Genomic DNA, 13,152 nt, shown 5'->3' with positions numbered 1-13,152 from the left:
ACCTAGGCTCGTGCCGTGGCCCTGAGCTTCCGTTCCCGTCTCGAGCACGCCTCCGTCCCGTGGGTGGAGCGCCTCAACGCCGTCCCGCGACCCGTGGCGCTCGTGGTCCTCCTCGCCCTGCTCGCCGCCGGCATCCTCGCGCCCCGGCCGTGGGCGGGTGTCGCGTTCCTCGTCGTGGCGGCCTTCGTCGGGTGGCTGCTCTTCCTGACGTGGCAGCGGCTCACGATGCCGGAGCGCCTCATGAGGACGGCCGTGCTCGCCCTCGCCATGGCCGTCGCCGTCGTGAGGATCGTCCCCGCCGGCTGACGCTTCCCGCGTCACGAGAACGGTTTTGACAATCATTCTCATATTGAGAATGATGGTCCCATGCCCTCCGCTCCCCCTCGTCGCGTCCTCACCGCCCTCGTCGCCGCGACGGCACTCGTCCTGACCGCGGCCGCCTGCAGCAGCGGCTCCGGTGCCGACACCTCCCAGGGGGCGGTCGTCACGTCGTTCTACCCGCTCCAGTTCGCGACGCAGCAGATCACCGGCGGCACGGTGCCGGTCACGGTCCTGACCAAGCCGGGTGCCGAGCCGCACGACCTCGAGCTGGCGCCCCAGGACATCGCCACCATGACGAAGGCCCGGCTCGTCGTCTACTCCGACGGCTTCCAGCCGGCCGTCGACGAGGCCATGGCCGAGGTCCAGCCCTCCTCCGTGCTCGACGTCGCGGACGCCGCACGGCTGACCCTGACGGCAGCCGAGGAGGAGGGCCACGCGGGCGAGAGCGCCGCCCAGCACGGCGCCCACGACCACTCGGGCAACGACCCCCACTTCTGGTTGGACCCCCAGCGCTACGCCGACGTCGCGAAGGCCATCGGCGCACGACTGGCCGAGGACGACCCGGCACACGCCGCGGCATACGACAGGAACACCGCCGCCTTCGTCGCGAAGCTCACGACGCTCGACGGTGAGCTGCGCACCGGGCTCGCCTCGTGCCGCTCGAAGGTGCTCGTCACGAGCCACGCCGCCTTCGGCTACCTCGCCCAGCGCTACGGCCTCGAGCAGCACGGCATCACCGGCATCTCGCCCGAGGCCGAGCCGAGCGCCGCGGGACTGCAGCAGATCGCCGACCTCGTCCGCAAGGAGGGCGTCACGACGATCTTCCAGGAGACCCTCGTCGAGGCGCACTTCGCCGAGACCGTGGCCGGGTCGACGGGAGCCCAGGTCGCGACGCTCGACCCGCTCGAGGGGATCACGAGCAGCTCGGCCGGCACGGACTACTTTGAGGTCATGCGCAGCAACCTCTCCGCGCTCCAGAAGGGCCTGGGCTGCTCGTGAGCACCGAGACCACACCGACCACACCGACCACGCCCAGCCCGTCGACGCCGGGGACCGCCGGGGACGTCGTCATCGACCTGCACGACGCCGCCTTCGGCTACGGCGAGCGCGCCGTCCTGACCGACGCCACGCTCACGATCCGGCGAGGGGAGATCGTCGCGGTCGTCGGACCCAACGGCTCCGGCAAGTCGACCCTCATGAAGGGCATCCTCGGCCTCAACGACCACGTCTCGGGAACCGTGACGCTCTTCGGGGTCCCCAGCCAGGACCTGCGCGACCGGGCCCGCCTCGGCTACGTGCCCCAGCGCCACACCCTCTCGACGTCGGTGCGGGCCACGGCCGAAGAGATCGTCTCGACCGGACGGCTCCCCCGCATCAACTGGCTCGGACGCCTCCGAGCCACCGACCGGCAGATCGTCGCCCGCGCGCTCGACGTCGTCGGGCTCGCCGACCGAGCCGCCACCGAGGTGAGCACCCTCTCCGGCGGCCAGCAGCGCCGCGTGCTCATCGCCCGCGCGCTCGCCGGGCAGCCCGACGTCCTCATCATGGACGAACCGACGGCGGGCGTCGACGCCGCGAACCAGCACGTGCTCGCCGACGTGCTCGACCGCCTCGTCGAGCGCGACGTCACCATGGTCATCGTCACGCACGAGCTCGGCGCCCTCGAGCGGCTGCTGACCCGCATCGTCGTCGTCGACGGCGGCCGCATCCGGTTCGACGGCACTCCTGCGGAGTACACCGCCGCGCGCGACGACGTCCACCACGACCACGACAGCCACCACCACGACATCGAGCTCGACGGCCACCACGACGGCCTGGCCCGCGGTCCGCTCGACACCACCCGCACCGACCGGAGGCGACCGTGATCGACCTGCTCACCGTCGACTTCATGCAGCGGGCGCTCATCGCCGCGCTGCTCGTCGGCACCGTGGCCCCGATGGTCGGGATCTTCCTCGTCCAGCGCCGCCTCTCGCTCATCGGCGACGGCATGGGCCACGTCGCCCTCGCCGGCGTCGCCATCGGCCTCGTCTCCGGCACGGCACCCGTCCTGACCGCCCTCATCGCCGCCGTCGTCGCCGCCGTCGTCATCGAGCTGTTGCGCGCCAAGGGGCGCACCAACGGCGACGTGGCCCTGGCCGTCATCTTCTACGGCGGCATCGCCGGAGGCGTCGTCATCATCAGCAAGTCGCCGGACGGCACCCCCGCCAACCTCATGAAGTACCTCTTCGGCTCGATCCTGACGACCCAGCGCGGTGACCTCTACGTCTTCGCGGGACTCGCCCTCGTCATCGCCGTCACGACGTGGGCGCTGCGGCCGCGACTCTTCGCCGTCGCCAACGACGAGGAGTACGCCCGGGCCGTCGGCATCCCCGTGCTGCCGCTCAACATCGTGCTCGCCGTCCTGACGGCCACGACGGTCGTCGTCGCCATGCGCGTCGTCGGCCTGCTGCTCATCAGCGCGCTCATGATCGTCCCCAACGCCGCGAGCCAGCTCGTCGCGCGCTCGTTCAGCGGCGGCCTGCGGTGGGCCATCGGCTTCGGTCTCGTCTCCTCCGTCGGTGGCGTGGCGCTGTCGTACCCGCTCAACACGCCCTCCGGCGGCACCATCGTGCTGCTGGCCGTCGGCCTCTTCGTCGTGACCGCCGTCGTCACTGGCGTGCTCGCGCGGGTGGGGACCAGGCGCCACGACGTCGCCGAGACCCACGCGCACGAGCACGGCACCCTGTGCGGCCACCCGGCGGTGACGCACGGCGACCACGTCGACTACGTCCACGACGGGCACCTGCACGCCGCCCACGAAGGGCACTACGACGAGCACGGCGTCCACCACGACCACCCGGCAGAGGCCGACACCACCCCTGCCCCGACGACAGGAAGCAGACCATGACGAGCGCCGCCCACTCCCCCGCGACCGCCCGGAAGCCGACCCGCCAGCAGGTCGCCGTCGCCGAGCTGCTCGAGCGCTCCGACGACTTCACGTCGGCGCAGACGGTGCACGCCCGGCTCCGCGAGGCCGGTGCCGGGGTCGGCCTCGCGACCGTCTACCGCACGCTGCAGTCCATGGTCGACGCCGGCACCGTCGACGTGCTGCGCACCGACGACGGCGAGGCGGTCTACCGCGCCTGCTCGACGCACCACCACCACCACCTCGTGTGCCGCGCCTGCGGTCGCACCGTCGAGGTCGAGGGCCCGGCCGTCGAGAAGTGGGCCGACTCCGTGGCGCGCGAGCACGGTTTCAGCGGCGTCACCCACACCCTGGAGATCTTCGGCACCTGCGCCGACTGCACCTGACCCCACCGCGCGGGCCGACGCCACCCGTTGTGCGCGACGCCACCCGCACGGCACAGCGCCACGGGTCTGCCGGTCGCTTCGTTCCGAGAGGGTGGCTCGCGCCCCCGGAGCGCGGCGTCGTCCACACCCGACCGCTCCACCGCCCCATCGTCCACAACCCGCCGCCGCCACGCAGCGCGCGCTCGGCGTCGCACCCACGCTGGCGGCATGAGCACCTCACTCCACGACCGGCTCGAGGTTGAGCTGCCGTATGCCGCCCGCGACGTGATCAGCGCGGCCGAGCTGCTGCGGCACGGCATCGACTCCCACGCGATCCGACGCCTCCTCACGAGCGGCCGTCTGCACCGGCTGTGCACCGGGTGGTACGCCACCCGTCCACCCGCGGATGCCACCGACCGCCACCTGCTGCTCGCGCGGGCGGTGCTGCGAGCGCTCGAAGGCCGTGCCGCGCTGAGTCATCACTCTCTCGTCCTGCTCGCAGGCCTGCCCGTCTGGCGGGCCGACCTGACCGCCGTGCACGTGACCCGCGTCGGCGACCAGGTTACGCGGCGCCGCCGCCACGTCGTCAGCCATTCCTCGGTGCCGGGCCTGACCCCGGTGTGGCCCGCCACGGAGCCAGGACCTGCACCGGTAGGACCGCTCGTGCCCCTCCCCGTCGCGGTCGTGCAGACCGGCCTCGTGGCAGGTGCGATGGACGCCGCGATAGCGGCGGACGGCGCGCTGCACGCCGGGCTGCTGGACCGGGAGTCGCTGCGCGCCGCCACCGACCTGCTCTCCGGTCATCGGGGCATCCGCGCGACGGCAGCCGCCCTCCAGCGGTGCGACGCCCGGCACGAGTCACCCGGCGAGACGCGACTCGCGCACCTGCTCGCCGACCTCGGGCTGGCCGTCACGCCGCAGCTCGAGATCACGACCCGCCTCGGTACTCGCCGGGTCGACTTCCGCATCGACGGGACGCGCGTGGTCGTCGAGTTCGACGGCAAGGTAAAGTACACCGACCCGCGCCGCGGAGCCGACGTGTTGTGGCAGGAGAAGCGGCGCCAGGACGCCATCGAGGACGAGGGATGGACGGTCGTCCGCGTCACCTGGGCAGACCTCGACGAGCCGGAAGCGGTGTGGCAGAGGATCCGGGCCGCGCTGGCCCGCAGCCGGCCGGCCGACCACCGACCCACGCCACCCTGATGGGCTCGAGCCATCCGGATGCCGGTGGCGTCGGCCCGACTGGGTGGCGTCGGCCCGACTGGGTGGCGTCAGGTCGTGGGAGTCGGGGTGTCGACGGCGCCGCCGTAGCGGCGGTCGCGGGCGACGTACTCCTCGATGGCCGCCCAGAGGTCGCGCCGGTCGTAGTCGGGCCAGAGCTGGTTCTGGAAGACCATCTCGGCGTAGGCCGACTGCCACAGCAGGAAGTTGCTCGTGCGCTGCTCGCCGGAGCTGCGCACGAAGAGATCGACGTCGGGCATCGTCGGCTCGTCGAGGTAGCGCTTGATCGTCTTCTCGTCGACCGACCCCGGACGCAGCCGACCGTCCTTGACGTCGTGGGCGATCCGCTGCACCGCGTCGGCGATCTCGGCGCGCCCGCCGTAGTTGACGCAGAAGTAGAGGGTCAGCCCCGTGTTGTGCTGGGTCAGCTCCTGGGCGATCTCGAGCTCCTTGATGACCGAGCGCCACAGCCGGGGAGCGCGACCGACCCAGCGCATCCGCACGCCCCACTCGTGGAGCTGGTCACGCCGACGGCGGATGACGTCGCGGTTGAAGCCCATGAGGAAGCGCACCTCCTCGGGGGACCGACGCCAGTTCTCCGTCGAGAAGGCGTAGGCCGACAGGTGCGTGACACCGACGTCGATGGCTCCGGCGACGACGTCGAGGAGCGAGGCCTCACCGGCCTCGTGCCCCTTGGTCCGCGGGAGGCCGCGCGCGTTGGCCCAGCGACCGTTGCCGTCCATGACGATCGCGACGTGCTTGGGCAGCAGGGCGCTCGCAATCACGGGGGGCGTCGCCCCGGACGGGTGCGGGAACGGCTTGGCGTACATGGGTCTCCGGTCGGTCGGGATCGGGTTCGCGTGCGGCTCGGGTGGTCTCGGGTGGTATCGGACGTGTCGGGTGTTCTCGGACGGCTCAGGCCCGGTCGACGAGGCGCAGCGACCGCAGGCCGCGCTCGATGTGCCACTGGAGGAAGGCCGAGACCATGCCGTTGCCCTGTCGCCGGTGCCGGTCGTCGCTGGCGTCGGCGACACCCCAGTCGCCGGTCAGCAGCGACGCGAGCAGCTCGAAGGTCTCGGGAGCGGGCGCGCTCGAGCCGGGCGGACGGCATACGGAACACACCGCCCCGCCCGCCTGGACGTTGAAGGCCCGGTGCGGCCCGGGCGCCCCACAGCGCGCGCAGTCGACGAAGCTCGGTGCCCAGCCCGCGACGGCGAGCGAGCGCAGCAGGTACGCGTCGAGCACGAGGCCCGCGTCGTGGCTGTGCTCCGCGAGTGAGCGCAGCGCGCCCGCGAGCAGGAGGTACTGCTGGGTCTGCGGCTCGTGCTCCTCGGTGAGCTGGAGCGCCGTCTCGAGCATCGAGGTGGCGCACGTGTAGGCCGTGTAGTCACGGGCGATGGCGTCGCCGTAGGGCGCGAGCGTCTCGACCTGCGTGACGGTGTCGAGGTTGCGGCCCTCGTAGCACTGGACGTCGATGATCATGCCCGGCTCGAGGCGCGAGCCGAAGCGCGACTTGGTGCGCCGCACCCCCTTGGCCACGGCGCGGACCCGCCCACGCGTGCGGGTCAGCATCGTGATGATGCGGTCGGCCTCGCCCAGCTTGTGGGTGCGCAGGACGATCGCCTCGTCACGGTAGAGGGGCATGGCCCCATTCTCTCCCCGCCCGCGGCGTGGTCGGCACCGCACGCGCCGGTCTGCACACGGTCGACACGAAACATTCCCACGAGTCGAACACGCGTTCGACTCGTGGGCTATCGTGGGGCCATGGACCTCTCTCTCCAGGGTTCGCTCCTCGACCTCACCGACGCGATGACGCTCCGCGACGTCGGCACCGGGAAGACGCGCCACCCGCTGGCGCACGGCGCGTGGGTCGACGTGCGGCCCGGCTGGCTCGCCGCCGGCGACGAGCTCTTCACCGCGCTGCTGCACGGCGTGCCGTGGCACGCGGAGCGTCGGCAGATGTACGACTCCGTCGTCGCCGTTCCCCGGCTCACGAAGTTCTACGCGGGCGACGAGACGCTCCCGCACCCGATGCTCGTGGAGGCCCGCGACGCCCTGAGCCGCCACTACGCCCGGGAGCTCGGCGAGCCGTTCGTGACGGCGGGGCTGTGCCTCTACCGAGACGGCCGCGACAGCGTCGCCTGGCACGGTGACCGCATCGGGCGTTCCCGCGACAGCGACACGATGATCGCGATCCTCTCCCTCGGGTCTGCCCGCACGCTCGCGCTCCGGCCGCGCGACGGCGGACCCATCCCCGGGTCGACGGCAAAGAGCTTGCGCTACCCCCTGGGACATGGTGACCTCGTCGTGATGGGCGGCTCGTGCCAGCGGACGTGGGACCATGCGATTCCCAAGACGTCCGAGCCGATGGGCCCGCGCATCTCGGTGCAGTTCCGTGTAGCCGGCGTCCGCTGACAGGAGACCCACGTATGCCGTCCAGCCGCTCAGGTGGCCCCCTTCCCTTCCTCGACCACCTCGCGGCCGACTCGTCGCGCTTCCGGACCGTGCTGGCCTCCGCGCCGGCCGACGCCCGGGTGCCGTCGTGTCCCGACTGGGACGCCGACGACCTGCTGTGGCACCTCGGCGAGGTGCAGTGGTTCTGGGGCGAGATCGCCGAGCGCGGCCTGACCGACCCGGCCGACCTCGATGCCCTCGACGCAGCCCGTGACGCACGACCCAGCGACCGGGCGGGGCTGCTCGACTTCTTCGACCGCTCCAGCGAACGCCTGACCCGCGTGCTCGGAGGACTCCCGCCCGAGACTCCGCTGTGGATGTGGGCCGACGACCACACCGCGGGCTACATCGTCCGTCGTCAGGCCCACGAGGCCCTCATCCACCGCCTCGACGCCGAGCTGACCACCGGGGATCGCACCCCCGTCGACTGCAGGCTCGCCGCCGACGGCATCGACGAGGTGCTGCGCGTCATGCGGGGCCACGAGCCCGACCCGGACCTGACGCACGTCCCGGTGTCGGCACCGGTGACGATCGCGACCGTCGATGCCATGCACTCCTGGACCGTGACCCCGGTGCGCATCACCGGCACGTGGAACGGCCGCGAGATCGACGTGCAAAGGTTCCTCGTCAGCGACGGCCCGGACGCCGCCTCGACCGCCGAGATCAGCGGGTCGGCGGCCGACATCGACTGCTGGCTCTGGAACCGGCCCACCGAGGGCGAGATCATCCGCGACGGCGACGCCGCGGCCCTCGCCGCGGTCGACGCCGTGCTGGCCGACTCGATCGACTGAGCAGGTCCGGACCCGGCCCTCAGGCCGCGCGCCGGCGGCCGAGCCGCGGCAGCGACCCGTGGACCATCGCCGCGAGCACGACGACGAGCGGGGCGAAGGCGAAGAGGTAGCGCGACCGACCCTGGAGCACGAGCGTGAAGGCAGCGATGCCGAGCAGCGACGCCGCCACGAGCAGCGTCTCGCGGCGGTAGGGCGCCCGGAGCAGGCCGACCCCGGCTACGAGGAGCACGGCGAGCCACAGCGCCTGCGTCAGGTCGGCGCGCAGCTGGTAGCCCGCACCGTGGAACCCGTTGAGGTCGTGGACGACCTGTGTGAGGCCCGTCGCGGGAGCCAGGGTGCCGGGCAGCGAGTCCGGTCCCTCGCCCCACGCCCAGAACATGCCGTCGCCCCAGTTCCAGGCGACCTTGCTGCCGTAGAACGCCAGCGTCCCCCCGAGACCTCTTTGCGCCCAGTGGTCCCGGAGGACGCCCGAGGCGTAGGCGCGCATCTCGTCTGGGGTGCGTCCGGTGATCGCATCGACCATCTCGCGCGAGTAGGCGCCGTAGTTGACGACGCCGTCAGCCGTGCGTTGCTCGTCGGCCCCCATCGCCACCCACCACAGGACGGGCGGTGAGGCCGAGGTGTCGACCCGGGCCGCGTCGACACCGGCCGCCGACGTCGCCGCGACGGACAGTCCGGTGCCGAGCGCGACGAAGGCGAGGGCCGAGGCGGCGCAGGCCGCGATGACACCGGCTCGCCGGCCCGGGGCGAGGTCGTGGTCGAAGATGGCGACGACGGCCGTCAGCACCGCTGCGATCGCGATGACGACGGGGGTGGTCTTTATGGCGTAGGCGACCGACACCGACGCCACGGCGAGCAGCCACAGGACGACCCGTTCCGTGCGCGCTCGGGGGGTCATGGACCGGACCGCCAGGGCCACGCCCCCGACGAGGAAGGGCATCGCGTAGAAGTCGGTGTAGGGCACCGCGAGCCACGGGCTCGTCCCCACGAGGACGAGGGTGACGAGCTGCGCCACGAGGGCCGGCCCGCGACCCGCCACGCGCACGACGAGGAGGTGGACGGCATACGCCGTCACCGCGACGCAGAGGCCGTTGAGGGGGATCAGCACGGCGTCGGGCGCCAACGAGAACGCCTGCGCGACAGCGACGCCCACGCGGTCGATGGCGAGCAGCGGGAGGTTGTTGGGATAGAGCGAGAGGTAGTCGTAGTCGGCAGCGCCCAGTGGCCGGCCCGCCTGGAGCGAGCGGGCCATGTCCATGACGACGCGCGCGTCCCAGCCGTAGTGGTAGCGCTGCATGAGCCCGATGACCGTGGACACGGCGCCGCCGGCGGCAGCCACGACGACCGGCAGCCACCGGGTCTTGGACCATGGGGGCAGGCGCAGCACGGACGCCAGCACGACCAGGCCCAGGGCGACGGGCACGACCACCTGCCAGCGGTAGCCGACGTTGACCGGACGGGGCGCGACGAGGCCGACGACGGCGACCGCGACGAGCGAGGCCCCGGCCAGTCGAAGCAGCGCTCGACCGACCGGGGACTCCATGGCGCCAGACGCTACCCCACGGTGACGGGGTGGCTGCTCACGGCTTCGGGACGCTGTCGCGCTCGGCGCGGTTGACCGCCGACACGATGGCCTTGATCGAGGCCGTGACGATGGACGGGTCGACGCCGACGCCCCACAGGACCCGGTCGCCGACGGCGCACTCGACGTAGGCCGCGGCTCGGGCGTCGCCACCTGCGGACAGGGCGTGCTCGGCGTAGTCGAGGACCCTGACGTCGGGAGTGCCCTCGACCGTGGACAGGGCGTCGACGAAGGCCGCGATCGGGCCGTTCCCGGTCCCGTTGATCGTCACGGAGGTGTCGCCGTCACGCACCGTGGCCTCGATGGTGCTGGCGCCGTCGACGGTCGAGTCGGTGACGACGTTGGCGAGCTCGAACCGTCCCCACCGCTTGGCGGCGTCGGGCAGGTACTCGTCCTGGAACCGCGCCCAGAGCTCGGCGGGGGCGACCTCGCCGCCGTCCTGGTCGACGCCACGCTGGACGACACCGGAGAACTCGATCTGCAGCCGGCGCGGCAGGTCCATCTGGTGCTCGGTCTTCATGATGTACGCGACGCCGCCCTTGCCGGACTGGCTGTTGACGCGCACGACGGCCTCGTAGGAGCGGCCGAGGTCGTGCGGGTCGATGGGGAGGTACGGCACGCCCCAGACGAGGTCGTCGATGCTCGTGCCCTTCTCCTTGGCCTCGGTGGCCATCGCCTCGAACCCCTTCTTGATGGCGTCCTGGTGCGAGCCGGAGAAGGCGGTGAAGACGAGGTCGCCGCCGTAGGGGTGGCGCTCCCCCACGGGCAGCTGGTTGCAGTACTCGACGGTGCGACGCACCTCGTCGATGTCGCTGAAGTCGATCTGCGGGTCGATGCCCTGGCTGAAGAGGTTCATCCCGAGCGTGACCAGGCAGACGTTGCCGGTGCGCTCCCCGTTGCCGAAGAGGCAGCCCTCGATGCGGTCCGCACCGGCGAGGTAGCCGAGCTCGGCAGCCGCGACGCCGGTGCCGCGGTCATTGTGCGGGTGCAGGCTGACGACGATCGACTCGCGGCGCTCGAGGTGGCGGATCATCCACTCGATGGAGTCGGCGTAGACGTTGGGCGTCGCCATCTCGACGGTCGCCGGCAGGTTGACGATGATCTTGTGGTCCGGCGTCGGGTCGATGACGTCGACGACGGCGTTGCAGATGCGCATCGCGAAGTCGAGCTCGGTGCCGGTGTAGGACTCGGGCGAGTACTCGTAGTAGATCGTCGTGTCGGGGATGGTCTCCTCGAGCTTCTTGCACAGGCGCGCAGCCTGGACGGCGATGTCGATGATCCCGTCCTGGTCGAGGCCGAAGACGACCTTGCGCTGGAGGGCCGACGTCGAGTTGTAGAAGTGGACGATGGCCTGCTTGCTGCCGCGGATCGCGTCGTAGGTGCGCTCGATGAGGTGGTCTCTGCACTGCGTCAGCACCTGGATCGTCACGTCGTCCGGGATGTGGCCGCCCTCGATGAGCTCGCGGCAGAAGTCGTAGTCGGTCTGGCTCGCCGACGGGAAGCCGACCTCGATCTCCTTGTAGCCCATCTTGACGAGCAGCTGGAACATGCGCAGCTTGCGCTCGGAGTTCATCGGGTCGATGAGCGCCTGGTTGCCGTCGCGCAGGTCGACGGCGCACCAGCGCGGCGCCTGCTCGATGCGCTTCGTCGGCCACGTGCGATCCGGGAGCTCGAAGGGGATCTGCTCGTGGAACGGGACGTACTTCCGGAACGGCATTCCCGACGTCTGCTGGGGGTGGATCATCGCTGCACTCTCTTCGTCTGCGTCTGTCTCGGTGTCCGGCCGGACACGGGAAACTCCGCGACGAGGAGGGCCGGGGTCAGGCCTCGTCGCGGCAGAGAAGAAGGAGGCTCACCGCTCGCACGACTTCACCGTATGCCGCTGGTTGCGTCCCGTCCACCCCTCGGGACCGCTGCCCGGATCGTGAGACCTCGCCCGGTCACGGGAGAGGTATGCCGTCCGGCCCGATGCCGGCGGTGGTGCCGCGGGTGCCCGGCGGGTCGGTGACGCCGTAGTCGACGTCGTCGCGGTCGGAGCCGAAGGCGGCCCAACCGCCCTCCCAGTCCGGCGGTAGGGCTCCACCCCGCCCGCGCGGTGGGGCCGCGCGTCGCCAGGGCCCCGGCCGAGGGAACGCCAGACGCGGGCCTCGGCCGCCACGATGTCGAGCTCCGTCCACGCCCGAGCCTGCTCCGGCGTGAATCCTCCAGCCGCCCAAAGGTGCCGAGCCGACGGCTTGATCCCTGCGGCATCGAAGGCTCGTGCTTCCTCTGGCGTGATGCTGGGATCGGCGAGCACGAGCTCGCGCGCCTCACGGGCGCCGAACCCCGCACCGCGCCACTGCCGAGCCCGCTCGAGATCCTCTCCCTGCCACACCGAGACGTCGTCGACGGTGAGACCCGCAACCAGCCACTGCGCCACGTCGTCGGGGTCACGGTCGAGCAGGACCATGCCGAGGCGTTCGACATCGGCGTCGGCGGGCAGGCCGGCCCGCCGCCAGTCGATGACGTGCCGCACCACGTCGTCCCCCGCCTCCTCCCTCATCGCGATGACCTCGGACCACGCGCGGGCTTGGCCCGGGTCGAGCCCTGCACCGCCGGCATCGAGAGGCTCCAGCAGGGTTTTCACGTGGTCGGGGCCGAGGCCGAGCCTGATCCAGGGCTGGGCGCCCAGAGGCCCTCGCTCGGACCCGACCCAGCTCCGTGCCGCGTCGGCCTGCCGCCCGCTCCACAGCGCCCAGACCTCGTCCTCGCTGCGTGCCAGCAGGTCTTGGGCGGCCCGCATGGTGGCGAGGGCGTCCCAGCCCAAACCGTTCTGGTCGCGGTGCTGCCCGATGGCGAGCAGCAGGCTCGACACGGGAAGGGTCGGCCAGGGCGAGCGCAGCAGCCAGATGCGGTTCGGGGGCGGGGGCGGGAGGCCGACGGACCGGGCCATCCGCGCGAGCAGCCACCGCTGATGGGTGTCTCGTCCCGTCTCCGGGCCGAGCCGGGTCTCCTCGTCGCCGTAGGACATGAGTCCGAAGCACGGCATGCGGTCACGGACCCACCGGCGGTGCTCTCTCGGCCAGATCGCCGGGAGCAGGGCCCACTCGAAGCCCATGAAACCGGTGTGCAGGGGCTCCCAGCCCTCCGGGGTGAGGCTCGCGATCTCGGGCAGGTCGGCGAGCCCAGGCAGGGTGAGCCTTTCGCCCGGGGCGAGCACCCGGTCCTCCCCGATCTCGAGCATGGCCTCGATGGCGGCCAGGGCGGGAGGCAACGGCTCGAGATCGGCCTCGGCCACCGCCGGCGCCTCGGCGAGACCCCACGGGTCGTCGCCCTCCACGCCCACGCCCACGGTCACGACGTCGCAGCCGGGTCGGAGGGGCCCTCGTCGGTGACGTCCTCGCGGGCGTCGGCGATCTGCTCCTCGGGCCGCGGGGGCACCGTCTGGTCCTCCTCGAGGACCTCGAGCTCGTGGTCGTGCGCCGCTGTCTCCGACATGTTCGCCTCCTGGAGTGGAGTCTAGGACCGGACGGC

At 71.9% G+C, this 13,152-nt stretch carries 14 protein-coding genes; 8 read left to right on the top strand and 6 right to left on the bottom strand.

All coding sequences use genetic code 11. The features are described 5' to 3' along the window. The first annotated feature begins 15 nt into the window (after positions 1-15). The 6 genes from TAE01_RS13135 (at position 16) to TAE01_RS13110 (ending at position 4,794) form a co-directional block, all read left to right on the top strand. Entirely contained in the window at positions 16-306 is a 291-nt protein-coding gene (locus tag TAE01_RS13135) for a DUF6703 family protein (RefSeq protein WP_147067141.1), read from the top strand. A gap of 60 nt (positions 307-366) precedes the next feature. Continuing rightward, positions 367-1,320: a metal ABC transporter substrate-binding protein gene (locus tag TAE01_RS13130; protein WP_147067139.1), complete on the top strand. Its 954-nt coding sequence runs from the start codon at positions 367-369 to the stop codon at positions 1,318-1,320. Next, a complete protein-coding gene (locus tag TAE01_RS13125) occupies positions 1,317-2,186 on the top strand; it encodes a metal ABC transporter ATP-binding protein (protein ID WP_307723844.1) in 870 nt (289 codons plus the stop codon). The genes TAE01_RS13130 and TAE01_RS13125 overlap by 4 nt, the downstream gene beginning before the upstream one ends. Beyond that, positions 2,183-3,208, top strand: a complete 1,026-nt coding sequence (locus TAE01_RS13120) for a metal ABC transporter permease (protein WP_147067137.1) — start codon at positions 2,183-2,185, stop codon at positions 3,206-3,208. The genes TAE01_RS13125 and TAE01_RS13120 overlap by 4 nt, the downstream gene beginning before the upstream one ends. Next, positions 3,205-3,612, top strand: a complete 408-nt coding sequence (locus TAE01_RS13115) for a Fur family transcriptional regulator (protein WP_147067135.1) — start codon at positions 3,205-3,207, stop codon at positions 3,610-3,612. The genes TAE01_RS13120 and TAE01_RS13115 overlap by 4 nt, the downstream gene beginning before the upstream one ends. 207 nt (positions 3,613-3,819) lie before the next feature. Continuing rightward, complete coding sequence (locus TAE01_RS13110) at positions 3,820-4,794, top strand: type IV toxin-antitoxin system AbiEi family antitoxin domain-containing protein (protein ID WP_147067133.1); 975 nt, start codon at positions 3,820-3,822, stop codon at positions 4,792-4,794. A 68-nt stretch (positions 4,795-4,862) separates the two neighbouring features. Here TAE01_RS13110 and TAE01_RS13105 read toward each other — a convergent pair whose 3' ends face one another. After that, positions 4,863-5,642 carry an isoprenyl transferase gene (locus TAE01_RS13105; RefSeq protein WP_147067131.1) on the bottom strand — a complete coding sequence of 260 codons (780 nt, stop codon included), beginning with the start codon at positions 5,640-5,642 and terminating at the stop codon, positions 4,863-4,865. Positions 5,643-5,727: 85 nt separating this feature from the next. Further along, positions 5,728-6,456 carry a DNA repair protein RecO gene (gene recO, locus TAE01_RS13100; RefSeq protein ID WP_147067129.1) on the bottom strand — a complete coding sequence of 243 codons (729 nt, stop codon included), beginning with the start codon at positions 6,454-6,456 and terminating at the stop codon, positions 5,728-5,730. 120 nt (positions 6,457-6,576) lie between these two features. On the opposite strand from recO, the gene TAE01_RS13095 reads away from it, so the two are divergent. Both TAE01_RS13095 and TAE01_RS13090 read left to right on the top strand, forming a co-directional pair. Continuing rightward, complete coding sequence (locus tag TAE01_RS13095) at positions 6,577-7,227, top strand: alpha-ketoglutarate-dependent dioxygenase AlkB (RefSeq protein ID WP_147067127.1); 651 nt, start codon at positions 6,577-6,579, stop codon at positions 7,225-7,227. Between the two features lie 14 nt (positions 7,228-7,241). Beyond that, positions 7,242-8,057, top strand: a complete 816-nt coding sequence (locus tag TAE01_RS13090) for a maleylpyruvate isomerase family mycothiol-dependent enzyme (protein ID WP_147067125.1) — start codon at positions 7,242-7,244, stop codon at positions 8,055-8,057. Positions 8,058-8,076: 19 nt separating this feature from the next. Here TAE01_RS13090 and TAE01_RS13085 read toward each other — a convergent pair whose 3' ends face one another. The 4 genes from TAE01_RS13085 to TAE01_RS20550 all read right to left on the bottom strand — a co-directional run bounded on the left by TAE01_RS13085 (position 8,077) and on the right by TAE01_RS20550 (position 13,116). Further along, positions 8,077-9,600 carry a glycosyltransferase-like membrane protein gene (locus tag TAE01_RS13085; RefSeq protein WP_147067123.1) on the bottom strand — a complete coding sequence of 508 codons (1,524 nt, stop codon included), beginning with the start codon at positions 9,598-9,600 and terminating at the stop codon, positions 8,077-8,079. A gap of 37 nt (positions 9,601-9,637) precedes the next feature. Next, positions 9,638-11,383 (bottom strand): 2-isopropylmalate synthase, encoded by a 1,746-nt coding sequence (gene leuA, locus TAE01_RS13080; RefSeq protein WP_147067121.1) that lies wholly within the window; start codon positions 11,381-11,383, stop codon positions 9,638-9,640. 108 nt (positions 11,384-11,491) lie between these two features. Beyond that, the gene (locus tag TAE01_RS13075; RefSeq protein ID WP_147067120.1) at positions 11,492-12,976 is read right to left on the bottom strand and encodes a hypothetical protein; all 1,485 of its coding nucleotides are present in this window, start codon (positions 12,974-12,976) and stop codon (positions 11,492-11,494) included. Continuing rightward, the gene (locus TAE01_RS20550; protein WP_186815194.1) at positions 12,973-13,116 is read right to left on the bottom strand and encodes a hypothetical protein; all 144 of its coding nucleotides are present in this window, start codon (positions 13,114-13,116) and stop codon (positions 12,973-12,975) included. The genes TAE01_RS13075 and TAE01_RS20550 overlap by 4 nt, the downstream gene beginning before the upstream one ends. Between the last annotated feature and the right edge of the window lie 36 nt (positions 13,117-13,152).

The organism is Terrabacter aerolatus, from assembly GCF_007991735.1.
Taxonomy (GTDB): Bacteria; Actinomycetota; Actinomycetes; order Actinomycetales; family Dermatophilaceae; genus Terrabacter; species Terrabacter aerolatus.
Note: the sequence above shows the minus strand (reverse complement) of the source record. Positions and strands in the feature narration are given on the sequence as shown.

What these genes read in the sequence shown, in the direction of transcription:
- TAE01_RS13130 (WP_147067139.1), top strand. Translation starts at nt 367, where the DNA reads ATGCCCTCCGCTCCCCCTCGTCGCGTCCTCACCGCCCTCGTCGCCGCG.
- TAE01_RS13115 (WP_147067135.1), top strand. Translation starts at nt 3,205, where the DNA reads ATGACGAGCGCCGCCCACTCCCCCGCGACCGCCCGGAAGCCGACCCGC.
- TAE01_RS13110 (WP_147067133.1), top strand. Translation starts at nt 3,820, where the DNA reads ATGAGCACCTCACTCCACGACCGGCTCGAGGTTGAGCTGCCGTATGCC.
- TAE01_RS13105 (WP_147067131.1), bottom strand. Translation starts at nt 5,642, where the DNA reads ATGTACGCCAAGCCGTTCCCGCACCCGTCCGGGGCGACGCCCCCCGTG.
- recO (WP_147067129.1), bottom strand. Translation starts at nt 6,456, where the DNA reads ATGCCCCTCTACCGTGACGAGGCGATCGTCCTGCGCACCCACAAGCTG.
- TAE01_RS13095 (WP_147067127.1), top strand. Translation starts at nt 6,577, where the DNA reads ATGGACCTCTCTCTCCAGGGTTCGCTCCTCGACCTCACCGACGCGATG.
- TAE01_RS13090 (WP_147067125.1), top strand. Translation starts at nt 7,242, where the DNA reads ATGCCGTCCAGCCGCTCAGGTGGCCCCCTTCCCTTCCTCGACCACCTC.
- TAE01_RS13085 (WP_147067123.1), bottom strand. Translation starts at nt 9,600, where the DNA reads ATGGAGTCCCCGGTCGGTCGAGCGCTGCTTCGACTGGCCGGGGCCTCG.
- leuA (WP_147067121.1), bottom strand. Translation starts at nt 11,383, where the DNA reads ATGATCCACCCCCAGCAGACGTCGGGAATGCCGTTCCGGAAGTACGTC.
- TAE01_RS20550 (WP_186815194.1), bottom strand. Translation starts at nt 13,116, where the DNA reads ATGTCGGAGACAGCGGCGCACGACCACGAGCTCGAGGTCCTCGAGGAG.